The organism is Amphibacillus indicireducens, from assembly GCF_039539605.1.
GTDB classification, from domain to species: Bacteria; Bacillota; Bacilli; order Bacillales; family Amphibacillaceae; genus Amphibacillus; species Amphibacillus indicireducens.
This window is the reverse complement of the sequence record NZ_BAABDL010000131.1, coordinates 1-26,248: the sequence shown is the minus strand read 5'-3', so window position 1 is coordinate 26,248 and position 26,248 is coordinate 1. Positions and strand designations below refer to the sequence as shown.

Below are 26,248 nucleotides of genomic sequence, written 5' to 3'. Positions count from 1 at the left end.
GATTTGATGCGGTTTATTCAGGTTTTATGATTGGGCTATGAATAATCTAGGTTGTATTATCATATTTATTCCCGTTCTCTCAGAAAATAAAACGGATCTTCTTAAATGACTAGATTATGTATGTAATACCCCGATGATTTTCACTCTGGATCAGGGAATAACGACGAGCATTATAATCAAAATAAAAAAGGTAAGAGTTCATTATTATTGAACTCTTACCATCTAGCAGATGAAATATGCGACACTCCTGCGGGAACAAATGGCTTCGGTGGGACGAGTAACCGCAGTCCCAGCACGAGTCCGAAGATCCACTAATTAAAGCGATTTTTGCTTTAATTAGTTAGCTGAGGCCGTGCCCGCGGAAAGGGAGTATATTTCAGCTGCGGTAGTTAAAGTGCTTCTTTACTTATAATTAATCATGCTTAGGGTTGGCGCGGACTTGTTTGGCTGCGCCGAATAGGCATTGATCTTCAACGTAAAATTGATTATTTTCTTCTGCTTGTGCCTTCAATGCGCTATAGTCATCTTTTGTTCTAAACCAAACGAGCTTTGCGTCAGCTGGTAACTGATCAATTACACTCGGATCAGACACAAACAATAAATCAATCGGTTGGTCATTAGCCGCTAAATCAGTAAATTTAAAGCCTAAGTTAGCGAGTTTTTTCAAGCAATTATGTTTTGACTGATCGCCCGCAACGACAATATTCTTCGGACGAATGCCACCATCTTCACGAGCAAACGGTGAGTCAAGCACCCAACGAACAGCATCATCAAGTGTTGGCTTGATTGTTGGTTCTGTATCAGTTGCTTTTGCGATTGCTTGATCCAAGTCAGCAACAATATCATCAAAGCTCTCCAAACCAACAGATAAACGAATGAGTGATTCAGATACACCACTCGCTTTTAATCCTTCCGCGTCAAGCTGTTGGTGTGTTGTTGAAGCTGGATGAATGATTAATGATTTTGCATCGCCAACGTTGGCAACGTGAGAGAACAATTCAATGTTATCAATCACTTTTCGACCAACTTCACGACCACCTTTCACACCAAAGGTAATAATTGAACCATACGTATCAATTAAATATTTTTTCGCTAACTCATGAGAAGGATGTGACTCTAGACCTGGATAATTGACCCACTCAACTTCTGGATGGTTAACTAAATATTGAGCAACCTTTTCAGTATTTTCTGAATGTCGCTTCACTCTTAAATTAAGTGTCTCAAGTCCTTGTAAGAAATAAAAGGCATTTTGTGGACTTAGAGCTGGACCGATATCACGCAATAATTGAACGCGTAATTTCAAAGCAAAAGCAGCTGGACCTACATCTGTACCAAATCGAACACCGTGGTATGACTCATCTGGTTCAGTGAAACCAGGGAACCGTCCGTTAGTCCAATCGAAACGACCAGCATCAACAACAATTCCACCAATTGACGTACCATGACCACCAATCCATTTTGTTGCAGAGTGAATCACGACATCTGCACCCCATTTAATTGGTTTAGCGCCATAAGGTGAAGCAAATGTATTATCAATTAGTAATGGAATGCCATTTTCATGTGCGATATCAGCAACTGCCTCAATATCAAATACATGTAAAGAAGGGTTCGTAATCGTCTCAGCAAAAATCGCTTTCGTCTTATCCGTGATCGCAGCTCTGAAGTTCTCTGGATCTGTTCCATCAACAAACACAACATTGATGCCATACTTAGGTAAAGTTTGCTTAAATAAATTATAAGTTCCACCATAAAGATTACTATCGGTAATGATTTCATCGCCTGTACCGGCAATATTAAAAATCGCTAACGTAATTGCTGACATTCCTGAAGCAGTAGCCACTGCACCAACACCATCTTCTAAAAGCGCCACACGCTGCTCAAATGCATCAAGCGTCGGGTTCATAATCCGCGAATAAATATTACCCGGCTCAGCTAAAGCGAACAAATTTTGCGCATGCTCCGTATCACGAAACACGTAAGAAGTAGTTTGGTAGATCGGTACAGCACGCGATTGAGTTGTCGGATCAACCTGTTGTCCCCCATGAATTAATTGCGTTTCTACACCAGTCGAGCGAAAATTACTTTTTGTCATTTTGAATCTCCTCCTCTAATTGTGTATGTATAACTTTATTTATTAGAAAACTTGGCATTCGCCAAGCCTTTAGGCGAATGCTTTAGTTGCACTTATGTAGTAAGAAAGTTGTTATACTTTCTTATCTACCAAAAAAACCTCTCCTTAGGTAAGAAGAGGTTTGCGGTGTCTTAGCCTCGTCTTATCTGCCAGATTAATAATCTGTAGGATTTAGCACCTTTCTTTCACGTAGGTTGCCGGGCTTCACAGGGCCTATTCCCTCAGCCACTCTTGATAAGCGCTATACATATTATTAAGGATTATAGAGTAGATTTTCTCATCCGTCAAGTGATTTTTTAAAAAATTTAAACTATTTAGACAAATTAACATTTATTTAACCCAATGCATAAATTAATTGAAGATAGGAGTGTGAGGAAAATGACCGAACATGATCAGGACTTTATGAAAATCGCCCGCGACTGGGTCAAAAAAATGGATAGCCTATTTCAGCGCTATCCCGATGACAGTTTGCTTGCATCGATCGACCAATTTTTTCAAAACAGACAAATTCCCACTTATGTTAAAAACACCGATCAGGAATGGATTGTCACATATCAATTACCCGGCATCAGCAAAGACCGAATCCAACTCTTAATTAGAGACAACCGACTAATCGTCCGCGTCACAGAAGACAAACACCAAGAAATAAAAGACGACCAAAGAGATTACTACCAATCAAAACAATTCCATCGCGCTCGCGAAAGCATCATCAACCTTCCAGGCACGATTATCCCATCAACATTACAAGCAGATTTTCAGCAAGGCTTACTTAAAGTAAAAGCCAAGAAACAAGTGATTAAAAAAAGAGACCTATCAATTGATTAGTCAAAAATTCACCCACTCAATTGGGTGATTCGCTTTTGATTTACGTCCTTACGGCGATCAAAAGCGTTTTTTTCTTTAAAACAAATGAAAATAGTGAACATTTATTGAGTGGTGTGGTATATTATGTATGAATAGTGATGGGAGGAGAAATACATTGGGGATTACTGAACTTATTTTTATTTTTAACTTTCTCTTAGTCATTGTGTTGGTGTTTCTTGAACACAGAAATCCAACCTCGACTTGGGCTTGGATTCTTGTCATTACGTTTGTACCGATTTTTGGTTTTTTCCTCTATTTAGTTTTTGGCCGAAAACTGAGTCGAAAAAAGCTGTTTATTTGGGATAACAAAAGTAAATTAGGCGTCAAAAAAGCAGTCGAAAATCAACTGCAATTACTTGATGAAGGAAGTTTTCCAATCCGGGAGCTTTACCAAGATAATATCGATTTATTTTACTTACATCTACGCAACAACGATGCAATCTTGACTCAAGAAAATGACGTCGAGATTTTTAATGATGGACAGGCAAAGTTTGATCAGCTGATCAAGGATTTAGTTGCGGCAGAGGACCACATTCATATTCAATATTACATCTATCGAGATGATAACTTAGGCCGAAAAATTGCCGATGTTCTAAAGCTGAAAGCCAAGGAAGGCGTATCCGTTCGCTTTTTGTATGATGATTTTGGCTCACGAAAATTGAGTCAACAATTTATTTGGGAATTGAAAAAAGCGGGTGTCATCGTTGAGGCATTTTTCCCGTCATTAATTCCAAAAGTCAATTTTAAGATTAACTACCGAAATCATCGTAAAGTCGTTGTGATTGATGGGAAAATTGGCTATATCGGTGGATTTAATGTCGGCGATGAGTATCTCGGAAAAGTTAAGAAGTACGGATACTGGCGCGACACACATTTACGGATCGTCGGGGAATCCGTCCGTAGCATCCAAACTCGCTTTATTTTAGACTGGAATCAAGCATCGAAGCACCAACTGATCCTCTATGATTCAGCCTATTATCGAGCAGAACCACAAGGAAACGTCGGAATGCAAATTGTTTCAAGTGGCCCGGACTCAGACTGGGAGCAAATCAAATATGGTTACATCAAATTGTTGATGGAAGCGGAAGACTATGTTTACATTCAGACACCATACTTTATCCCAGACGAAAGTCTTGCCGACGCCGTAAAAATCGCTGCCCTATCCGGCATCGATGTCCGAATTATGATCCCGAATAAACCAGACCACCCATTCGTTTACTGGGCGACATATTCCTATATTGGCAACATGCTCGAAGCTGGCGCAAAAGTTTATATTTATCAAAATGGCTTCCTCCACGCCAAAACAATTATGGTCGATGGAAAAATCGCCTCAGTCGGAACCGCAAACATCGACGTCCGAAGCTTCCGATTGAACTTTGAGGTCAACGCCTTTCTCTACAGCGAAGAAGTCACTCAACGCCTGCTTGCACACTTTGAAGAGGATATGTCAAAATCTGATCTACTCACATTAGAAGCATACCAACAAAGATCGCTCTGGATAAAAATCAAAGAATCAATCGCCCGATTGATTTCACCAATTTTATAAAAAACTCACCACAACAGATGGAGCAACTAAGTTTGCTTCATCTGTTTTAGCTTGAGAGAGGAACAAGTGCACATTTCAACTAAGTTGTGCACAAATCATTGAACTTGTGCATATTTCAGTTAAGATGTGCATAAATCACCGAATTTGTGCATATTTCAGCCAAGATGTGCACAAATCACCGAACTTGTGCATATTTCAGCTAAGATGTGCATAAATCACCGAACTTGTGCACATTTCAGCTAAGATGTGCATAAATCACCGAACTTGTGCATATTTCAGTTAAGATGTGCACATTCATCGAATTCGTCTGTATTTTCTCTAACTTGTCTGCAATTTCCTCAATCAAATGATTAATTATAAAATTTGTTCGAATAACGTGTCTGTATTATACTAGCAAGAGAAGCGGGGGATCGTTAGATGGAGATTTTAGCAATTGAAAACTTAACTAAGACGTATGGAGAAAAAACGTTATTTAATCAACTATCTTTTTCAATCCAAAATCGCGATCGCATTGGAATTGTTGGTGTGAATGGGACGGGGAAGTCGACGCTGTTAAAGGTGATTGCCGGAATAGAGGATCGTGATCATGGGGCACTCAACCATGCGCGTGATTTTAAGATTGCCTATTTATCACAAGAGCCAAATCTGAACCATGACCGAACAGTGTTGGCTGAGATTTTTGCTGGTGAATCAGAAGTGATGACGATTCTTCGTGAGTATGAACAAGCGTTGTTCAACTTAGGTAAAAATCCAACCGATCCAGATGCACAAGTAGCGTTTACAAAGATGCAAACAAAAATGGATCAACAGGACGCGTGGGATGCTGCGACGACGGCAAAAACAATTTTGACGAAATTGGGAATTGATCAATTTGATCAAAAAATCAACACTTTATCTGGAGGACAACAGAAACGAGTCGCCTTAGCAAAAGCGCTCGTCCAGCCAGCACATCTGCTGATTCTTGATGAGCCGACGAACCACCTAGATCACGAGTCAATTGAGTGGTTGGAGAAATTTTTACCGACTTATCAAGGGGCGGTTATGCTCGTGACGCACGATCGGTATTTTCTCAATCGGGTGACAACGAAAATTTATGAGCTTGATCTCGGTCAGCTCTATCAATATACTGGAAATTATGAAACATACTTAACAAAAAAAGCAGAACGACTCGAATTAGCAAAGCAAGATGAACAGAAGCACGCCAATGTGTTGAGAAGTGAAATGGCCTGGCTCAAACGAGGGGCACGTGCTCGCTCGACTAAACAAAAAGCTAGAATTGAGCGGATTGGTGAGATGCAAACAAAAACGTTCGCGACAGATCAATCGGAGCTCGAATTCGGTGTTGGTTCAACACGATTAGGAAAAAAAGTGCTCGAATTGCACAACATTTCAAAAAGCTACGATGCGAACAAATTAATCACTGATTTCTCATTTTTAATCAAACCTGGTGACCGAATCGGGATTGTCGGTGCGAATGGTACCGGTAAATCGACGTTACTGAACCTGATTGCCGAACGAATCACTCCTGATCAAGGAGAAATTGAAACAGGTCCAACCGTTAAATTTGGCTATTACCAACAAGATCATAGCGACATGGACGAAAACCTGAAAATCATCGAGTACATTAGAGAAACTGCGGAAGTTATTCATACCGAAAAAAATGAAACGATCACGGCAGAGCAAATGCTCGAACGCTTTTTATTCCCGCGTTCGCAACAGTGGACATATATTCGCCGACTTTCAGGTGGGGAAAAGCGTCGACTTTATTTATTAAAAGTATTGATGGAAGAGCCGAATGTTTTACTACTTGATGAGCCGACCAACGATTTAGATACACATACGTTAGCGATTCTTGAAGACTATTTGGATAGCTTCCCCGGTGTCGTAATTACCGTTTCCCACGATCGTTATTTCCTCGATCGTGTAGTGGAACAACTACTCGTCTTTAAGGAGTCGGGAACAATCGAACCTTTTTACGGCAACTATAGTGAGTTTTTAGCAAAACAAACGGAACCAAAAAGTGAGCCTGCCGAGGAAAAGTCGAAGCCTGTCCCATCGCGTCCGAAGAAACGGCGTTTGTCTTATCAGGAGCAGAAGGAGTGGGCGACGATTGAGGATGAGATTGAGGCGTTGGAGGAAGCGATTGAGGTTGAGAAAGAGGCGGTAATTGAAGCTGGGGCGGATGCTGATGCGGTGCATAAGCATTATGATCGTCAGCTTGAATTGGAGGATGAGCTTGAGGTAAAGATGGAGCGTTGGGAAGAGTTGTCGTTGATTGTCGAAGCAATTGAGCAGGAATAAGATATTTCATAAACCGAAATAAGTGATGTATAATAGAATGAGATTAAAAATTGGAGGGTTTACAAATGGCAGATGTAAAATTACAAGAAAAGTATGCTGAGCTGGCCTTGAGAACGGGTGTTAACTTGCAAAAAGGTCAAGCGTTGATGGTCAATTCATCGATTGAGGGGATTGAGTTTACTCGAATCGTCGTCCGTAAAGCGTATGAACTAGGGGCAAAAAGTGTCTTAATTAACTGGCAAGATGATGAGATTTCATTACTGAAGTATCAAAATGAATCGGAAGCAGTGTTGACGGATGTCCGTCCGTGGCAAGTTGATAAGTACTTAGACTTTGCCAAAGATGGTGGGGCGTTATTATCAATTCGTTCAACAAATCCAGATTTACTGAAAGATGTTGACGCGAAGAAGGTTGCGGCAGCTTCGAAAGCAAGTGCTGAGGCAATGAAGGAATTTAGACAATATACGATGAACGATCGAATTGCGTGGTCAATTATTTCAATCCCAACAGGCGATTGGTCACAAAAAATCTTCCCAGGTTTAGAAGCGGAAGAAGCGAAAGAAAAGCTTTGGGAACAAATTTTCAAAATCGTTCGTGTCGATCAAGAAGACCCGATCAAAGCATGGGACGAGCATAATCAAACACTGAAAAATGCCCACGCAATTTTAAACGAGAAAAAGTATCAGGCCTTAATTTTCAAAGCACCAGGTACAGATATTACGTTTGGCTTGCCAAAAGGGCATATTTGGAAAGGTGGCGGCGCTTATACGACAGATGGTCTGCATTTCAACCCGAACATGCCGACAGAGGAAGTCTTTACAGTCCCGCATAAATATGAGGTGAACGGTGTAGTCAGCAATACAAAACCACTTGTTTATAATGGGAATACGATTGATCATTTCAGCTTAACGTTTAAAGATGGACAAGTTGTTGATTTTGAAGCGGAGCAAGGTTATGATACGCTGAAAAATTTACTTGAAACGGATGAAGGTGCCAAACGTCTAGGTGAGTTAGCGCTCGTTCCAGACGCATCACCAATTTCACAGTCTGGCTTAATTTTCTATAATACATTGTATGATGAAAATGCATCATGCCACGTTGCGTTAGGAAAAGCTTATCCGACGAATTTAGCAGGTGGCTCAGACATGTCTGAAGAAGAGCTCGATCAGCACGGCGTGAACGACAGCTTAACACACGTTGACTTTATGATCGGTTCAGCCGAGTTGGACATTGACGGGATTTTACCTGATGGCTCAACAGAAGCTGTCTTCCGCAAAGGCGCATGGGCGTTTGATATTTAATTAATTATTTTATAAAAAATTTAAAACAGTTCTGAAGCGTGGGGTGACCGGCTTTGGAACTGTTTTTTTTATTGTAAGGAGTGGGGTTAAAATAATGAATTATTGCTTAAATTATTTTTTTCAAACAGTTCTTTTGTCCACCTGTTAAACATCTTCAGATTAGATTCCATATTCAATGTATCCATTATCTGTAGGCTTGTCTGAATTTTTTTTAATCCATCTTCATTGTTAAAAACAATTTTATTTATTATTCCATCACACCACAATAATAAGGTTCTAGCAAACATCGAACGTTCGCCAATTTTCTTTTCTTGTATAAATTGATTAATTTCTTGAGCTTTACTATATGATTTTTTCTCTAAACATAGAGTGATTAGATTAGTAGCAAGCATGATCTCAGCATTGGGCGTTTTATGAAGTGATTTTGCCCTTAGGTATGATTGGTTCATACGCTTGTATAAAATTAAAATAGTGTCTAAGTCTCCGAAACAAAAAAGAATATTGTTAAATAGAGAAACTTCATAGTACCCCCACTGTTCACAATTTGTTAAATACTCTTTTATTTCACTGATCGATTTAGGGTCAATAGATTGATTATTTATTAAATCGATATAGATATTTGACAGATAATGAAGATGCTTATATTTAATCTGTTGAGTTTTATTATATTCAAGTTTTGATTTTTCGGAAATCTCTTTTAATAGATCCTCATTCATGGATTGAAAAGCCTGAATCATTTTCTTTCCTAGTCGATCTAATGTATTGATCTTAAAATCATTATGATAGAACTCAAATTCCTCAAAGGTAATATTTAAATTATTAATAATTTGATAAAAAGTATCAGCTGAAACTGATATTTGACCTTGTTCAAAACGCCAATAATTACCCATCTCAATGACATTACCACAAATATTCTTCAACTTAATATTTTTCATTTTTCGAATGCGCTTGATTGTTTTACCGAGTGTCATGTTTCCGCTCCTAATAACTTTGGTAGTTTCATGTGGTAGCAGCTTTATTTAAGCTTTTTTAAAAAAGTAAAAACTATTTTACTGAATATTTACAGTATATCAAATAATTTTTATAAAAGGTGAGATAATAAAATTATAAGCTGTTTTTTTGTTAAATCAGCAAAAAAAAGCACATATTTTATTTTCCATAATCAAAATGTTTATTGGAAAATAGAAAAATGTGCTATCAAGAAAAATCCAAAAAGTGTTTAATTGACGAAATTAATTTTAATAACCATCGATTAACCAACCAGTCATGTCGATAACCTCCTTTTTACTAATTATTAACTCAACTCTAGGTTATCTGACATATGTAAAAAAGATGTAGTTTACTGTAAAATTACATACTATTGGTGGATATTAAAGGGAAATCAGTTGAAAAAGAGAGAATTAGGCACAAAAAAAGTCATTCGTGATTTAATCACGAATGACTTTTTACTTTGAAAATTATGATTCCCATAACTCGTTTTTAACTAGAACTGCCCTGATCATCGTGTAATCGATATGGTCAGAAACGGCGTCTTTGATTTGCTTCAACTGTGGTTCGTCGAGCCACTCATATGCTTCTAGGACTGTTTCCTCAATTTCATCATCAAAAAAATCGTCCCAGTTGAGAGTGCGTCCTTCTTGATAAGCTTTAAATAAATGTGATGCGACCGTATCCTCTTTCAGCTGGCGTCTGTTAGCGATCAATTCAATCGGCTGACCGGAATCATACAATTGATAACTAATCAGGTGGCTCGGTTGATCACTTGTTTTCAGCTGAATAATTTCTAAAAATGCCTCACCATAGGAACCGAATTTTTTCAAGCCAATTCCTTTAATTGCAAGCATTTCTTCTTTGTTTTCGGGCAAGAAGCGGCATAGATCTTTTAGCGTAGCATCTGAAAAGACAACGTAAGGCGGAACGTTTTCCTCGGTAGCAATTTCTTTTCGGAGCTGACGGAACTGTTCGAAAAGTTTTTGATCGAAATCAGCTTCTACTGTTTGTTGGACTTCAGTTTGTCGCATCCAAACTTGCTCGTGGCCTTTCAAAACATTGGCTGCTTTTTGTGTCAATTTCAAAATTGGAAAACGATGATCGCCTGTTGATAAATAATCTTCAGCAACGAGAAAATGAATAAATTCAGTAATCTGTTTTTCAGTCCGTTGCTTCATCAGCCCGTACGTCGATAGCTGATCAAGACCGAACTGCTTCACTTTTTTATCAGCCGATCCTTTAAGCACCTTGGCAGTTAACGTCGCCCCAAAGCGCTGATCCATACGCATCACGCAAGATAAGACCATCTGTGCATCACGGGTGCGATCAACTTTTTCACTCTGATCGGTACAATTCGTACAATGACCGCAATCATTGTAAGGATTTTTTTCACCAAAATAATCAAGAATATAACACGGTAAACAATTGTCGGTATGGCAATAATTGATCATCGCCCGGAGCTTTTTATACTCAAGCGCTTTTTTCTCATCATCGAGCTCCGATTGATCAATAAAAAATGTTTGCAAATGACTATCTTGACCAGAAAATAATAAAATACAATCACTCACTTCACCATCACGCCCAGCCCGACCCGCTTCTTGATAGTAAGCCTCAATGTTCATCGGCAAACTATAATGGATCACATACCGAACGTTCGACTTATCAATCCCCATCCCAAACGCATTCGTCGCGACCATAATTTCAACTTGATCATTAATGAACCGATTCTGTTGCTTTCTGCGAACATCCTCAGCCAGGCCCGCATGATAATAGGCAGCTCTAAAGCCACGCTTAATCAGCTGAGCATGAATCGACTCAACAAGCTTACGCGTCGGCGCATAAATAATCCCCGATTCTTGTTTATGATTTGGAAGATAACTGTCCAGAAAGTCCTGTTTACCTTGACCTTTAACAACGTGGAAGTGGAGGTTTTCACGGTAGAAGCCCGTATTAACAACGGAATCATCATCAATCTGTAGTAAACTCTGAATATCTTGAATGACTTCTTCAGTCGCCGTCGCGGTTAATGCGATCCGAAATGGAATCCCCTCAAGCTGATCAATTGTGTCAATGATCGAACGATAACTCGGCCTAAAATCATGCCCCCACTGCGAAATACAGTGAGCCTCATCAAAAGCAATGAACGAAATTTGGAGCCGATCGATCACATCCATAAAGAAAGGATTATCAAACCGCTCAGGCGCAACATAAATCAAATCATAATACCCCTGACGCAATAACTGCATCCTTTCACCATACTCATCACTCGTCAAACTACTATTAATATACGTCGCCTTAACACCCAACGTATGCAAACTATCAACCTGATCCTTCATCAACGAAATCAGCGGCGAAATCACAATCGCAGTCCCATCCAACAAAATCCCCGGAATCTGATAACATAACGACTTACCACCACCCGTAGGCATAATCCCAAGCGCATTTTTCCCCTCAAACACACGCATGAGCAACTCCCTTTGCCCCGTCCTAAAATCAGCAAAACCAAAATAATCCTGTAAAATCTGTTGTGATTGAATTAAACTCATTTAAACCACCTTTCTTTAAAAAATTCTCCCCAAAATGATGGTACGTTGATAATTAAGCATCAGCATACCATGATGATGGCGGACTCGAGTGAGTCAATTTAGAAGAGATTACGTTCACCAGCAGGCCGGTGATTGTCTGTATAAATATGATAAAAATGTGTCGTAATTGTTTTTGCGACAGCATAAGCAGGTACAGCAAAGAGAATCCCTAAAAATCCACCAATTGCGCCAGCGGCTAAAATAACGGTAATGACCGTTAATGGATGTAATTTTAACACTTTACCCATGATATTTGGCGAAATTAGACTACTTTCAACTTGTTGGGCAATAATCATCACAATTGCCGTCCAAACACCAACCATTGGATCTTGGAAGAAACCAACAATAACAGCAGGAATCGCTGAAAGCCAAGGACCGATAAATGGAATCAAGTTCATAAAGAGACCGAAAACGGCAAACATTAACGCATAATTTAAGCCGGTGATCCAATAACCAATTAATAGCATAACTCCGACACATAAACTGACTAACAATTGCCCCTGAATAAATGATGCAAGAACATCGTTGATATTCGTTAATAGCGTTGTTAAACTTTTTGCTTTTGGCTTGCTTAAAAAGCTTGTTACAAATGGAATAAACTTCGGACCATCCTTTAACATAAAAAATAAGAAGAATGGAATCATCACTAAAGCGAAGATAAAGCTAACAAACGAGCCAATAAAAGAGAATAACGAGCCAACAATTTGTTCAGCATAGGTATCTAAATTATTAATCACATTTTGAATCGAATCAACAAGTGATTCGGGAATATAATCTTGGCGATTTTGCCAAAAAACCCATAACTCCTCAAACCAAGCGGCAATTTGAGGGAAGGTGTCAACTAACCGCATAAACTGGTCTTGAATCGGTGGGATGACAAAATAAACACTGAAAAAACCGACTGCAATCATGAGTAGAAAGACAATCACAATTCCGAAAACCCGTTTAACTTTATAGCGCTCAAGCAAGTTGACTAACGGGTTCGTTATGTAAAACAGCAAACCAGCACCAACGATCGGAACAGCAATCGCTGCGAGCAGTAAGCCAATTGGTTTAAAGATAAAGGCGGTGAGGCTAATCAAGTAAATAACGGTAAAAATAAGCACAGCATAAAGTAAAAAACGAAATGATTTTCTCTCTGACAAATGACTCAAACCCTTCCAACATAATTTAGCTTTATCATAGCACACAATCGCCAAAATAGGCTAAAAATTGAGAGAAATTTATGATGAATCAATAAGTTAAAATATGAAAAAATGTAATCGAGCTTGCACGGTGATCTCCACTCTAGGCGGATGGGTTCCGCGGGATCGGCCTCAGCCTCAGCTAAATAAAAAAAGTTTTCCAAACTTTTTTATTTGTATAGTAAATTGTAAAGTTAGTTATTTTTGGATAACTTTGTGCTTATCAGGTGTCTAATGACCTTTATGAGTAATGTCTAACAATTTGTCGCTTTTCATTGTATATCAAGGGCATTTTAAGTGAGATACCTGATGATAAGCTCCTATTCTTTAGAGATCGGGTTGATTCAGAGGTTGATTTCTGACGATTAGCTCCTATTCGTTAGAGATCGGGTTGATTCAGAGGTTGATTTCTGACGATTAGCTCCTATTCGTTAGAGATCGGGTTGATTCAGAGGTTGATTTCTGACGATTAGCTCCTATTCGTTAGAGATCAGGTTGATTCAGAGGTTGATTTCTGACGATTAGCCCCTATTCTTTAGAGATCGGGTTGATTCAGAGGTTGATCTCTGACGATTAACTCCTATTCGTTAGATATCGTTACGATTTTGAGGGGATCTCTGATGATTAGTGCTTATTCGTTACCTCTCTGACGATTTTTCGGCGAGACAGGGCACGATTAAGCACTATTCGTTACTCCTCTAACGATTTTTCCGGCGAGACAGGCACGATTAATCGCTAATCGTTACCTCTCTGGCGATTTTCCAGCAAGACAGGGTACGATTAGCTCTATTTGTTATATCTATCACGAATTTTTTTGGTGAATTTTTTACAAATCATTGTCGGTAACGTTGTTTTAAGTAGAGTGATGGGATGATGCCAGTGATTTGTTTAAAGACATGGCTAAAATAAAATGGATTTGGAAAGTCCAATCATTCGCTAATCTCAGTTATATTGAGATCGGTTTGGTTAAAAAGTGTGATTGCGCGTTCAATCATCAAAAAAGTTATATTTCAACCAACACTGAACTAATTGAGTTATAATAGTACTTAATAACACTCGTATTTTCTATCATTGTAGTTTAAAAAGTGCCATACTTAACTAAGTCATTATGATTTATGTGGATGCATTTATTTTGACAGGAAATTGGGATTATGCAAAGTCATCTGAAGACATGACGACCTGTCGTACAAATAAATCAAGGAATAAATACTTATTTTTAAATAAAAATAAACCGACTTTATGGAGGAGATATCAATGATTAGTCTTGAACAAGTCGTCTCAAAAATGGCGGCTGAAATTGACCAAGCAAAACACACAACTGACCAAGATAAAATCAAACAACATGCACGAGCAATTAAGCTTTTGGCTGATCTGATTTTAGATGAAGAAATGCCAAAGCAAACAGTAACACCATCAAGCCAAACCTCAATTAGCGAACAAGAAATGCTCAAAATGATCGGTTCAAATTACCAAACACCAAATCAAAACACAGCAAATAAATATGGGCAATCTGATTCAAAATCATTGCTCGATTTTTAACCGGGAAATAAAAAACGACCTCATAGCTGGTGGTACTCGCCATTTAGAGGTCGTAAATTTTTTACAAAGGAGTCGGATAATCGTAGGCAATCCGCTCATCAAACGTAATATAGTCTAAGTAAATGGTTAACAGTAAATAGCGCTTCTCGGTTTCAGGATCACTAATGATAATGTGATCACGCCCAGCCGCTTCGATCACCCCTTTGAAAATCTTCGCATTCCAACGTTCATTATTCTCAAATGTCATATAAATCGTTGCGACTCGCCCTCGATTTAAACGTAAAATATTTTCAACATATGACTGTTCTAATGGCAACATATCTTCATCTTGTGGCGGCCCAGCTGGCTGTTGTGGAAACGGAGGGAAGCCGGGTTGCATTGGAAACTGAGGCATTGGTTGCATCGGCGGTGGGAACCCTTGCGGTGGCATCATCGGCATTTGATACATCCCTGGCATTGGGATTTGTTGACGTTGATCATTCTCTTCATTCATTTAATTAACACTCCTTTAATAAAAATTATAAACGCGGACACTCACTTGCTAGTGGTGAGTAAAAACAATGTGATTTAAAGCGACCTGAATTCCACTGGCCATACCATTGTGCAGGGCAGGAACCAGCAGGCATAAAAAACCATAATGATCTTTCCGCTGGATGGAATCGCTCGCCACGAATGACACGGCGTGCAAGATTTCTTTCATTCTCACGAGCACGTTGGTAAAAGTAGCCTTTTTGTGTTGCTTCAAACCCTCCAGGACTTTGAAAAACCATATCTTGGATTGAACGAACATGTGCAAAATCGAGACAACTTTCAATCACTCGATTGATCCCAACATTGCCAACCATCAACATGCCCAGATTCCCTTCACCCTCAGCCTCAGCGCGGAGTAACCTTGCTAATAGATCAATATCTTTTTCTGTATGAGCGACAACGGCCATTGGTTCACCCCATTTCTAAAACGCGATTCTATAACCATACTTATGTTGCGCGGATTAAAAATATGTTTGTTAACAAAAGAATCGGGAAGATTATTATTAAGAATTGAATTTGTACAAAATATGATCAAAAATTGAATCTTTTTAAAAAGTTGAGGGTTATCTCTTTTCATTAAACAGAAAAAGTCGTATGATTATAACAGAATGATTTTTTGGAGGGTTTTGCATGAGTAATTTATTTGATACATTAAAAGATAGACTAACTGGAAACACCAAGAGAATAGTTTTTCCTGAAGGTTATGATGAAAGGATTTTACGTGCAGCAGCACAATTATCTGGTGAAGGTTTAGTTGAACCTGTATTAGTGGGAAATCCTGATGAAGTGAAACAGAAGGCTGCTGAATTGAACTTAAATTTTGACAATGTTGACGTATTAAATCCAGCAGATTATCCTGAATTTGATGCAATGGTCGCAAGCTTTGTAGAACGCCGTAAAGGAAAAGCGACAGAAGAACAAGCACGCAAAATGTTACTAGACGAAAACTACTTCGGTACAATGCTTGTTTACATGGATAAAGCAGACGGACTTGTAAGTGGGGCAGCACACTCAACGGCTGACACTGTTCGCCCAGCACTACAAATCATTAAGACAAAACCGGGCATTAAAAAGACATCTGGTATTTTCATCATGGTACGCCAAGAAGAGAAATATGTTTTTGGCGACTGTGCGATTAATATTTCACCAAATGCACAGGACTTAGCAGAAATTGCAATCGCATCTGCTGAAACCGCAGGTCTATTCGACATTGATCCACGTGTCGCGATGTTAAGTTTTTCAACAAAAGGCTCAGCCAAATCTGAAGAAACAGATAAAGTCGCTGAAGCGGTAAAAATCGCCAAAGAAATGAAGCCAGAATTAACGCTAGACGGCGAATTCCAGTTTGATTCAGCGTTTGTCCCAAGCGTCGCTGAGAAAAAGGCGCCAGGCGCAGATATCCAAGGGGACGCAAACGTCTTTGTTTTCCCAGGACTCGAAGCCGGAAATATCGGTTACAAAATCGCCCAACGGATGGGTAACTTTGACGCAGTTGGACCAATCCTACAAGGTCTGAACAAACCGGTTAACGATCTATCACGCGGTTGCGATACAGGCGATGTCTACAAACTCGCGATTATTACAGCAGCACAAGCATTATAAAAAAATTAAAACGCCGATGGGTTTAAGATTGAAGCTCATCGGCGTTTTTTATTGTTGATTCTGTTGTGGTAAGTGGATTGGGTGCTAATCGTACCCAGTCACGTCGAATTATCATCATAGGGGTAACGAATAGCCACTAATCATACCCTGACTTAGTCGAATGATCGTCCAAGAGGTAACGAATAGGTGCTAATCGTACCCTGTCTCGTTGAATTATCATCATAGAGGTAACGAATAGGTGCTAATCGTACCCTGTCTCATCGAATGATCATGATAGAGGTTACGAATAGCTACTAATCATCAATGATCAACCGACCAAAATGAAAAATCGACGTGATCGCGTCGATTCCTTATTGATTAAACAAATCTCCTAATGCCCGCTGGTTCCGATCGAGCATCAAACCACGGCGTTTATCAAAGATCTTTAGCTCACTCGCAGTCAGCTGATCCTGCTCAACCGCCAATCCAGCACTATCTAATAACCCCTGCAACTTCTCCACAACTTCATCAACAGTAATCGTCACGCCCAAAATTGTTTCCAGCGCTTCCATCACATTAGGGTCAACCTCGGGATAATCAAATCGCGTTTCTTCCCCCTGAATTCCGATCCGATAAAACTCACGCACCAACCGCGCCCGTGCCTGATGATCCGCCGTCACCGACAAGTAAATCTGAATCGCAATCCCATTCCGAATCCGGCGTTGCGAAATCCCCGCAAACTTTTTCCCGCCAATACTCAAATCATAATCTCCCGGGCAGTATGAACCAACAACTTCAAAAGCTTCAACCTGATCCGTCCAATCAGCCAACAACGCCTTCATAAACCGAACCATTTTTTCATAACCCTCATGGATCCCAATCGATCCCTGATCATTGATCAACAAACTAATATTCAAAACACCCTCGTCCAAAGCAACCGCAAGCCCACCAGAATTACGCACCACCGGCTGATAACCTTGCGTCTTCAACCAACGAGCCCCATCTATTAAAAAAGGCAAACGCGAATCGGCAATGCCCAACACCACAGACCTCGGATGTGTCCAAACACGCACAACCGGTGCCGAGTCCCCCTGATGAATGGATTCCGCCAACGCATCATCAACCGCAAACGACTCCCACACCTTCAACTCACCGATACGCTGATCAATAAAGCGCACCTTTTTTTCTGAAAAAATCTCCTGCCATCTATCCACGTTCACAGTCATCTCCCCTTTAAGATTGCACGATTCTATTATATAATGAAAAAAGCACAGAAGCTAATTAGCTAAACAACGGAGGAAATCCAGATGGCCTATCAAAACGCTCAACTTGATGAAGAGAAAGTTTTTAAAGACCCTGTCCACAGCTATGTCCACGTCCGTGACCAAGTAATCTGGGATCTTATCGGCACGAGAGAATTTCAACGCCTACGCCGAATTAAGCAGCTCGGCACGACCTTTATTACGTTCCACGGCGCTGAACATAGCCGCTTCAACCACTCACTCGGCGTTTATGAAATCATTCGTCGGATTTTGGAAAACTTCACCGACCGATTGCAATGGAACAGCGAGCAACGTCTGTTGTGCCTAACTGCGGCCCTGCTTCACGACCTAGGACACGGACCGTATTCCCATTGCTTTGAAAAAGTTTTCGATCTCGATCACGAGAATTTTACCAAGCAAATTATCCTAGGCGACACAGAAGTCAATCAAATTTTAACAAAAGTAAACCCTGATTTTCCGAAAAAAGTTGCCGAAGTGATCAACAAAACATACCATGACAAACTAATTGTCAGCCTAATCTCAAGCCAGATTGATGCCGACCGAATGGATTATCTACAGCGCGATGCCTATTATACTGGCGTAAGTTACGGCCACTTTGATATGGCCCGAATCCTAAGAGTGATGCGCCCACTCGACGACAAAATTGTGATCAAATCATCCGGTATGCACGCCGTTGAAGACTATATTATGAGCCGTTATCAAATGTACTGGCAAGTCTATTTCCACCCAGTGAGTCGAAGTGCTGAAGTGCTTTTGTCAAAAATTCTCCAACGTGTTAAGGAGTTACATAATGACACTTATCAGTTCCAGAAAGAACCAACGCACTTTTATTCATTTTTCACTGGTGAGATCAAACTCGAAGATTATATTAAATTAGATGAAACAATTATGATGTATTATTTCCAAACGTGGGTAGACGAAAAAGATTCAATTTTGTCTGACCTTTGCTACCGTTTTGTGAACCGAAAATTATTTAAATATACGAACTTTCACATCAAAGAAAGTATGGGTGATTTGTTTCAACTCAAACAGTTATTTAAACAAGTTGGTATTAATCCGGATTATTATTTAGAGGTCGACTCATCATCGGATTTACCGTACGATTTTTACCGACCAGGTGAAGAGGAAGAGCGCTTGCCAATCTATTTGCAGATGGAAAATGGCGAGTTAAAAGAGCTATCAGAAGCATCAGAAATCGTCGAGTCCATTTCAGGAAAAAGACGAACGGATCATAAGCTTTATTATCCAGCTGATCGAATTAAAAAATTACCAGATAGTCAAGAAAAACAACAAATAAAAGCATTATTAGGTATGAAATAGGAGTGACAATATGCTACTAAACCACGCACGCTTAATTCGATTTTTCACCGATGCCAACGAAGTCGTCGGACGAAAAAAACTACAAAAAATGATTTATATTTTAAAGAAAGTCGGGCTACCATTCAATGAAAAGTTTGGCTTTCATTTTTATGGACCGTACTCAGAAGAACTCACCTTACGAATCGAAGAGCTATGCAACCTCGGTTTTTTAACCGAGCGAAGAGAAAAGAAGGAAAGTTACATCCAGTATCACTACATACTTAACGACGAGGGCAGACAATTTCTTGATCAAGCACCAGATGACTTACCAGTTTGCGGAGATCTCGTGCAGCGACTAAACGATCAATCAGCCCGTTTTTTAGAATTGATCGCAACAATGTTATATTTCGATGATCTAACACCAGAAGAAGTCGAGCAAAAAGTAACAGAAGTCAAAGCAAAAGCCAACTACAAACAAGAAGAATTCACCCAAGCCTGGCAATTTATTGAGCAATTGAAATTGTGAATTATACTTAGTTTAGTTGATCAGTACAGTTTGAAGTTAAATATCAGCGTAGTCAAAATACTGAGACACCTGCGGGAGTAGCGTGAGCCGAAGATCCACTTGGTAAAGTGATTTTCTTTACCAAGTTAGCTAAGGCCAAGCCCGCGGTAAGCGAAGTATTTTGACGAAGCGGTTAGTTAATTTAAATTCTCATAGAACAATCGTAATCGTTATAAGTTAATGCAAATCACAATACCCGATCGGTTCTGTGCCTTTGACAAAAAACATGAGCCGACTGACAGGGCAGTTTTGGTCTGATAAAAGCCCCGTTTGCGGATCGACATAAGCGGCAACAATACCAGGAGGAGCGATGAAACTATTGCTCCCACTTTTTTTGTGACCAGCTTCAATCGCATCACGCCAAATCAACTTCGCCGCCTGACTTGAACCAATCGGCCGATTATCATCATAGCCCGTCCAGACACCAACAATTAGTTCAGGGCTGTAACCAATCATCCAATGATCCGTATTCGTAGAACCACTTTTCCCCGCATAGTCACCAGTCAAATCGCCACTAATTGACCCACCGGTAACTGCAAGATAGTCTGATAAATTCGGATCGAACATCCCCGTTAATAATTGATTTAAAATAAATGTCAACCGCTCATCCAACATCTGCTCGCCCAGTTCGAACGCCCGTTGATAGACAACCTCATCATTCGGATCGAGAATTTTTTCAACCAAAAAAGGCTCAACTTGGTGACCACCATTGGCAAAATGGCTGTATGCAGTCACCATTTCCCGGACGCTGATTGACGCAGTACCGAGCGCGAGGGCGGGAACATTGGCGAGTTCACTCGTAATCCCAAGGGTACGCGTGCGATCGATCACCTTTTCTGGTGTCAGGAAAAGATGTGTTTTGACAGCATAAATATTGTCGCTGACCGCGAGTGCTTGGGCGAGCGTGACGGTATGATCGGCGTAAAGATGGTTAAAATTACTCGGCGAATAGGAGCTGTCGTCGCTGAATGCAAAAGTCGTCGGCTCGCTCATCAGTGGTGTTGCAGCGGTAAAGCCGTTTTCAAGCGCTGTGTAATAAATAAACGGTTTGAATGTGGAACCGACCATCCGCTTCGCTTGAGTCGCGCGATTAAACGGGCTGAGCTGATAATTGACACCACCGATCAGTGCTTTAATCGCTCCAGTTGCAGGATGGGACATAATCGCACCGACTTGAAGCTCGCCAATATGATCGGTAACGGCTTGATTAAGTGCTGCTTGCTGGTCTGATTCAATCGTTGTGTGGAGCTTAAAGCCAGCAGGAACGGGTTCACCTAAGATGACACTCGCCTCCTGAATCGCCAAATGAGCGATGTACCCAAATTGCGGGTCCTGTCTCGATTCGCCAACAATTTCAAGTAACTCAAGTTTGGCAAGCTCGGCGTCAGCTTCCGTAATCAGTCCATCCGTCATCAACAGTGAAAGAATTTTTTCTTGCTGCTGTTTTGCTGTCTCAAAATGTTTGATTGGTGAATTCGCGTTCGGCCGGTTCGGAATCGCAACAAGGAGTGCGATCTCAGCAAGCGTCAGCTCAGTCGTCGGTTTGTTGAAGAAAAACTGGCTCGCCGTTTCAACACCATAAATCCCATGACCATAATAAATCGTATTCAAATAGCCCTCAAGCAACTGATCCTTATCAAAATAATGCTCAAGCCGAATCGTATAAAAAGCCTCCTTAATTTTCCGCGTCCACGTTTTCTCATGGGTTAAATAAAGATTGCGCGCATATTGTTGCGAAATCGTACTCGCACCCTCAGCGAGGTTTCTTTGCTTAAAATTTTTTACGACAGCACCACCAATCCGCTTCAGATCAAACCCACCATGATGATAAAAGTTCTGATCTTCAATCGCAATCGTCGCCTCAACCAATAACGGATTCAGCTGCTCAAGTGATCGCCAAATCCGCTCACCATCACTATACACCGTTCCAAGTTCCTCGCCGTCAGCCGCTAAAATCGTAATCGGCTGCTCATTTAATTTAGGCTCCCCCAATAATTGAATCGCCAACATCAAACTCGCCAACCCAACCGCCATCACAACTAACAACCACACCGCAATTTTCCTCATCGCGCTCACCCCCAATGTTTAACTGTTATCCAGTATCACTTTTTTATGAAAAAATTAAACATCGAAACAGTAAATGGTTGGAGGTGGGGAGGGACGTTGAAGAATTTTGAGTGTAGATACTTTGCGTGCGTTCGCTCACATCGACTGTGCGATCGCACGTAAATCGGAAATTTCGCACGCTTCCACTGTGCGTTCGCACGCAAACTGGTTTTTTCGCACGTAAACTAAAAAACTAAAAAATTTGTGCAGTATTCTGCAGAAGTTACTTGAGTTTCTCGCTAAACATTTCTATACTAAAGGATACTGATAGTTTTAAGGATGGTATGATGCAACGAGGAAAACTTTTTGTGAAAGTAAGCTTACAAACTGAAATTGATGATGCACACGATAAACAGCAGACGACTGTTGAAGCGAAGGGCGAGTTATTCGAGACAGACCGGCAGACGGTGATTCGTTTCACTGAAAAATCGGACGAGCAATCGGATGTCGCGACAATGATCACAATTAAATCGGATCAAGTGTCGATTAAGCGCTCAGGTGCAGTTGAGATGAATCAGCAATTCAGGCCGGCTCAAATTACCGAAACAATTTATCGACACCAGTTTGGTTCGATTCGCATGGAAACGGAGACGTTAGATTTTCGTTACAAACCGCTAACAAGCACGAACACGACTGCTGAATTAGCTCTAGACTATAGCACAAAACTGGACGGGGAAGAGGAGCGAGCACATAAGCTCTTACTTACGATCGAGGAGGACAAATCATGACAATTGTACAAACGATGCAAGACCAGCTTAAAGCCGAAATTAAAGCGGCGATTATTAAAGCTGAGCTTGCGACAGAGGAACAAATTCCAACGATTATTTTAGAAAAGCCAAAAGAGAAGGCGCACGGCGATTATGCAACAAATATCGCCATGCAGTTAGCTCGTGTTGCCAAAAAAGCACCACGCCAAATTGCAGAGCAACTTGTTGAACAGCTCGATCAGAAGCAAGCATCGATTACAAAAGTCGATATTGCCGGACCTGGCTTCATTAATTTTTTCATCGATAATAGCTATTTAACAGGCTTAATTCCGGTTATTTTAACTGAAGCTGATCAATATGGTCGCACGAATACAGGGCTTGGTGAAAAAGTTCAAATTGAATTCGTGTCAGCTAACCCGACTGGTGATCTCCACTTAGGTCATGCACGTGGTGCGTCTGTAGGAGACACGACGGCGAACTTACTTGATGCGGCCGGCTATCAAGTTGAGCGTGAATTTTACATTAACGATGCGGGAAATCAAATTAACAATCTCGCGTTATCGATTGAGGCGCGTTACATGCAGGCACTTGGACACGATTTCCCGATGCCTGAAGATGGCTATCACGGTAAGGATATTCTTGATATTGCTGCCGAACTCGTTGAAACACATCAAGATGCTTTTGTCGAAAAAGATCCAGTCGAGCGCCAAGCCTTTTTCCGTGAATACGGCTTGAAATTTGAACTGGCAAAATTAAAGCAAGATCTTGCTGATTTCCGGGTCAATTTTGACAACTGGTTCTCAGAAACATCGCTCTACAAAGAGGATAAAATTAAACCTGCACTCCACTTACTCGAACAAAAAGGTCACACTTACGAAGACGGTGGGGCAACTTGGTTTAGAACGACTGATTTTGGCGACGACAAAGATCGTGTCTTAATTAAAAATGATGGTACGTATACGTACTTAACACCAGATATTGCTTATCACAAAAATAAGCTCGATCGTGGTTTTAAAACACTGATCAACTTCTGGGGTGCCGATCACCACGGCTATATCGCGAGAATGAAAGCAGCGATCCAAGCACTTGGATACTCAAAAGAGACGCTTGAAGTTGAGATCATTCAAATGGTTAACTTATTTGAAAATGGCGAAAAAGTGAAGATGAGTAAGCGGACTGGTAAAGCAGTTACCCTCCGTGAATTGATGGAAGAGGTCGGCATTGACGCAATGCGTTATTTCTTCGTCATGCGCTCAAGCGATGCACACCTTGATTTTGATATGGACTTGGCAAAATCAGAATCAAACGAGAACCCGGTTTATTACGTGCAATATGCTCATGCCCGAATTTGCACGCTCCTTAAACAAGCAGAGGCAAAAGGCTTTGAAGCGGATCTCAATTATTTAGCTGACCATTTACTAACCGAAAAAGCAGAAGACCTATTAAAACAATTGGGTGACTTCCCGCAGGTGATTGCAGATGCTGCTAAAGACCGTGCGCCACATCGGATGACACAATACGTATTCGATCTCGCATCAATGCTTCACAGCTTCTATAACGCAGAAAAAGTCCTCGACCCAGACGAACCAGAAAAAACAAAAGCCCGACTCGCGCTAATGCAAGCAGTCAAAATTACGATTGCCAATGCGTTAAAATTAATTGGTGTCAACGCACCAGATCAAATGTAATTATAAAACCGAGCGAATCTAGCTCGGTTTTTCACTGGAAAAAATCACATGAGCTATCGGTATGCTCCTAAGCTCAAAAAGACTCAATCAAATTATCAAACAAAAACCGAACACTTGAATCAACTGATTAGAGAATCGCTGTTTTCTTAATAAAAATCAGTAAAAAATCTAAAGAATAAGTCTTAATCAATAATTATCGTGCAATTTTCTAGTCGATACGTTACCATATAAGAAAATGTAAAAAAACGAGGTGTAGAAGGATGCAAAAGTTAGTTTATTTTGTAGGAGTGGCGGGGACAGGAAAGACAACTGTGGCAGCAAAAGCCGCAGCTAAAATTCCAAACGCATTTTTAGATCGCGATACAGTTGGAGGTCGTTTTGTTGAAAAGTTCCTTGAACAACAAGGATTAGACCCAGATGACCGAGATTCACAATTTTACAAAGACAATCTACGCGATTTAGAATACGATACAACACTAGATATTTGTATTGAAAACCTGCGAGTTGGACAAAATGTCTTTATGATTTCACCATTTACTTCAGAACTAAAAAACAAACAATACTTAGAGAACTTACTCAAAGAAGCGGGCAAAACAAAAGTAGAAGTTGATGTCAAAGTTGTCGTCGTGACACTACAAGATATCGAACAACAACGCAAACGCATCGAACAACGAGGTACAGATAGAGACACATGGAAACTTGAAAATTGGGATCAATACGAAACACGCGTCAACTTCGTCCCAGAAATCAACTGGGACATCCCAGAAGAAAACATCCTAGTCTTCGACAACTCAGGCCCACTAACCAAAGAAAAAGTCACAAACCTAATTACATTCATCGAAAAATAACCTAATAACAAGACTTTATTTAAAAGAGAGACCAGTTTTGAATCGTTTATTAGATGACTTATAGGATGTTTAGATATATTTTATAAAGAGAAGATAAATTAGGCGTAGTCATCTGAAGACACGAAGACTCCAGCGGGAATAGGACAAGGAAAACCCCGACAGCGATACATCGCACGAAGGAAATTGCTCTTTATTTCCGAGGATGAGCCGAAGATCCACTTTTGTAGCGATCTTTGCTACAAAAGTTAGCTGAGGCCATCCCCGCGGAAAGCGAAGTGTCTTCAGATGACGACCTGTGCAAAAAAAGATTTAAATTAGATATATTGCAATTTATAAAGCATACTCATATAATGTACAAATGATGGACTCATGTGACTCTACAATACACATGAAAAAAGAACCGAATAATTTATTAAAGGGAGTGCAAAAAACGGTGTCTATAGCCAATACAAACCGTGACAATTTACAAGAATACTCAATGATCGAACTAGCCATGATCGTTTTAGAAAAAACAAACAAAGCGCTGAACTATAGAGACATATTTGATCAAGTCGCCGATTTAAAAGGTTATTCAGAATCAGAAAGACAAACATACCTAGCCCTATTTTACACAGACCTCAATCTAGACGGACGCTTCTTAACACTAGGAGCAGGCGAATGGGGCCTGAAAAGCTGGTACTCAGTTGAACAAATTGATGAAATTATTCAAACTGAAACGCAACCAGTCAAACGCAAAAAGAAAAAGAAAACAACCAAAAAAGAAGACGACGAACCATCAATCGATGATCATGACGAAGATGACTTAACCGAAGTCCCACTCGACATCGTTGAAGCTGCTTATAAAAATTCAGTTGATGATGACGATGAAGACACGATAACTTTAAGCGATGATCTCATCGATGAAGATGACTTTGATGACGAGTATGACGATGACGACGAAGATGATGATGACTTAGATGACGAAGACGATGATGAGTACGAGAGATAATTCTCAACCTGGTTAGTAATTTTATTTTAAAAGTTAACCAACCAAGCTCTTGACTTTTATCAACTCTATGAGTAAAATTTTATTTGGGCTCTACAAAAAGATTTTAAATTTACGCGTCCCCCTGATTCAGGGGGACGTTTTTGTTGTGTGCCCAGCATGGGTGCAGACTCTAGGGTGAAAGTCCCGAACAGTGAAGGCAGTAGTAGCTGTA

20 protein-coding genes and 1 riboswitch are annotated in these 26,248 nt (G+C 40.3%); of the genes, 12 read left to right on the top strand and 8 right to left on the bottom strand.

Going from position 1 to position 26,248, the window contains the following annotated elements; genetic code table 11:
- Positions 1-412: 412 nt before the first annotated feature.
- Positions 413-2,092 (bottom strand): O-acetylhomoserine aminocarboxypropyltransferase/cysteine synthase family protein, encoded by a 1,680-nt coding sequence (locus tag ABD814_RS11950; protein WP_344913479.1) that lies wholly within the window; start codon positions 2,090-2,092, stop codon positions 413-415.
- A 178-nt stretch (positions 2,093-2,270) separates the two neighbouring features.
- Positions 2,271-2,372, bottom strand: a riboswitch (SAM riboswitch).
- A gap of 137 nt (positions 2,373-2,509) precedes the next feature.
- On the opposite strand from ABD814_RS11950, the gene ABD814_RS11945 reads away from it, so the two are divergent.
- The 4 genes from ABD814_RS11945 to ABD814_RS11930 all read left to right on the top strand — a co-directional run bounded on the left by ABD814_RS11945 (position 2,510) and on the right by ABD814_RS11930 (position 8,143).
- Positions 2,510-2,956, top strand: coding sequence for an Hsp20/alpha crystallin family protein (locus ABD814_RS11945; protein WP_344913477.1), 447 nt, complete (start codon positions 2,510-2,512; stop codon positions 2,954-2,956).
- Between the two features lie 154 nt (positions 2,957-3,110).
- Positions 3,111-4,541: a cardiolipin synthase gene (gene cls, locus ABD814_RS11940; protein WP_344913474.1), complete on the top strand. Its 1,431-nt coding sequence runs from the start codon at positions 3,111-3,113 to the stop codon at positions 4,539-4,541.
- Between the two features lie 417 nt (positions 4,542-4,958).
- Complete coding sequence (locus ABD814_RS11935; RefSeq protein ID WP_344913471.1) at positions 4,959-6,842, top strand: ABC-F family ATP-binding cassette domain-containing protein; 1,884 nt, start codon at positions 4,959-4,961, stop codon at positions 6,840-6,842.
- A 65-nt stretch (positions 6,843-6,907) separates the two neighbouring features.
- Positions 6,908-8,143, top strand: a complete 1,236-nt coding sequence (locus ABD814_RS11930) for an aminopeptidase (protein ID WP_344913469.1) — start codon at positions 6,908-6,910, stop codon at positions 8,141-8,143.
- A gap of 86 nt (positions 8,144-8,229) precedes the next feature.
- Here the strand turns inward: ABD814_RS11930 and ABD814_RS11925 are convergent, their stop codons facing one another.
- From ABD814_RS11925 to ABD814_RS11915, 3 genes are all read right to left on the bottom strand, one after another.
- Positions 8,230-9,114 (bottom strand): helix-turn-helix domain-containing protein, encoded by an 885-nt coding sequence (locus tag ABD814_RS11925; protein WP_344913466.1) that lies wholly within the window; start codon positions 9,112-9,114, stop codon positions 8,230-8,232.
- A gap of 486 nt (positions 9,115-9,600) precedes the next feature.
- On the bottom strand, positions 9,601-11,679 hold the full coding sequence (gene recQ, locus ABD814_RS11920) for a DNA helicase RecQ (RefSeq protein ID WP_344913463.1): 2,079 nt from the start codon (positions 11,677-11,679) through the stop codon (positions 9,601-9,603).
- A 98-nt stretch (positions 11,680-11,777) separates the two neighbouring features.
- Positions 11,778-12,863 (bottom strand): AI-2E family transporter, encoded by a 1,086-nt coding sequence (locus ABD814_RS11915; RefSeq protein WP_344913460.1) that lies wholly within the window; start codon positions 12,861-12,863, stop codon positions 11,778-11,780.
- Positions 12,864-14,156: 1,293 nt separating this feature from the next.
- Between ABD814_RS11915 and ABD814_RS11910 the strand changes: the two genes are divergently transcribed.
- Positions 14,157-14,441, top strand: coding sequence for a YwdI family protein (locus ABD814_RS11910; protein WP_344913456.1), 285 nt, complete (start codon positions 14,157-14,159; stop codon positions 14,439-14,441).
- A 61-nt stretch (positions 14,442-14,502) separates the two neighbouring features.
- Here the strand turns inward: ABD814_RS11910 and gerQ are convergent, their stop codons facing one another.
- Together gerQ and ABD814_RS11900 are read right to left on the bottom strand one after the other, a co-directional pair.
- Positions 14,503-14,934 carry a spore coat protein GerQ gene (gerQ, locus tag ABD814_RS11905; protein ID WP_344913454.1) on the bottom strand — a complete coding sequence of 144 codons (432 nt, stop codon included), beginning with the start codon at positions 14,932-14,934 and terminating at the stop codon, positions 14,503-14,505.
- Between the two features lie 25 nt (positions 14,935-14,959).
- Positions 14,960-15,379, bottom strand: coding sequence for a cell wall hydrolase (locus ABD814_RS11900; protein ID WP_344913451.1), 420 nt, complete (start codon positions 15,377-15,379; stop codon positions 14,960-14,962).
- Between the two features lie 223 nt (positions 15,380-15,602).
- On the opposite strand from ABD814_RS11900, the gene pta reads away from it, so the two are divergent.
- The gene (gene pta / locus ABD814_RS11895; protein WP_344913448.1) at positions 15,603-16,574 is read left to right on the top strand and encodes a phosphate acetyltransferase; all 972 of its coding nucleotides are present in this window, start codon (positions 15,603-15,605) and stop codon (positions 16,572-16,574) included.
- A 350-nt stretch (positions 16,575-16,924) separates the two neighbouring features.
- Here pta and ABD814_RS11890 read toward each other — a convergent pair whose 3' ends face one another.
- Positions 16,925-17,767 (bottom strand): lipoate--protein ligase family protein, encoded by an 843-nt coding sequence (locus tag ABD814_RS11890; protein ID WP_344913445.1) that lies wholly within the window; start codon positions 17,765-17,767, stop codon positions 16,925-16,927.
- A gap of 93 nt (positions 17,768-17,860) precedes the next feature.
- On the opposite strand from ABD814_RS11890, the gene ABD814_RS11885 reads away from it, so the two are divergent.
- Together ABD814_RS11885 and ABD814_RS11880 are read left to right on the top strand one after the other, a co-directional pair.
- A complete protein-coding gene (locus ABD814_RS11885; RefSeq protein ID WP_344913442.1) occupies positions 17,861-19,156 on the top strand; it encodes an HD domain-containing protein in 1,296 nt (431 codons plus the stop codon).
- A gap of 10 nt (positions 19,157-19,166) precedes the next feature.
- Positions 19,167-19,661 carry a YwgA family protein gene (locus ABD814_RS11880; RefSeq protein WP_344913439.1) on the top strand — a complete coding sequence of 165 codons (495 nt, stop codon included), beginning with the start codon at positions 19,167-19,169 and terminating at the stop codon, positions 19,659-19,661.
- Between the two features lie 216 nt (positions 19,662-19,877).
- Here ABD814_RS11880 and ABD814_RS11875 read toward each other — a convergent pair whose 3' ends face one another.
- A complete protein-coding gene (locus tag ABD814_RS11875; protein WP_344913436.1) occupies positions 19,878-21,767 on the bottom strand; it encodes a transglycosylase domain-containing protein in 1,890 nt (629 codons plus the stop codon).
- Between the two features lie 326 nt (positions 21,768-22,093).
- Between ABD814_RS11875 and ABD814_RS11870 the strand changes: the two genes are divergently transcribed.
- The 4 genes from ABD814_RS11870 to rpoE all read left to right on the top strand — a co-directional run bounded on the left by ABD814_RS11870 (position 22,094) and on the right by rpoE (position 26,037).
- On the top strand, positions 22,094-22,534 hold the full coding sequence (locus ABD814_RS11870) for a YwiB family protein (RefSeq protein ID WP_344913433.1): 441 nt from the start codon (positions 22,094-22,096) through the stop codon (positions 22,532-22,534).
- Positions 22,531-24,201, top strand: coding sequence for an arginine--tRNA ligase (argS, locus tag ABD814_RS11865; protein ID WP_344913430.1), 1,671 nt, complete (start codon positions 22,531-22,533; stop codon positions 24,199-24,201). The genes ABD814_RS11870 and argS overlap by 4 nt, the downstream gene beginning before the upstream one ends.
- A 260-nt stretch (positions 24,202-24,461) precedes the next feature.
- On the top strand, positions 24,462-25,049 hold the full coding sequence (locus ABD814_RS11860; protein ID WP_344913426.1) for a P-loop nucleotide/nucleoside kinase family protein: 588 nt from the start codon (positions 24,462-24,464) through the stop codon (positions 25,047-25,049).
- A 433-nt stretch (positions 25,050-25,482) separates the two neighbouring features.
- A complete protein-coding gene (gene rpoE, locus ABD814_RS11855) occupies positions 25,483-26,037 on the top strand; it encodes a DNA-directed RNA polymerase subunit delta (protein WP_344913424.1) in 555 nt (184 codons plus the stop codon).
- The last annotated feature ends 211 nt before the right edge of the window (positions 26,038-26,248 follow it).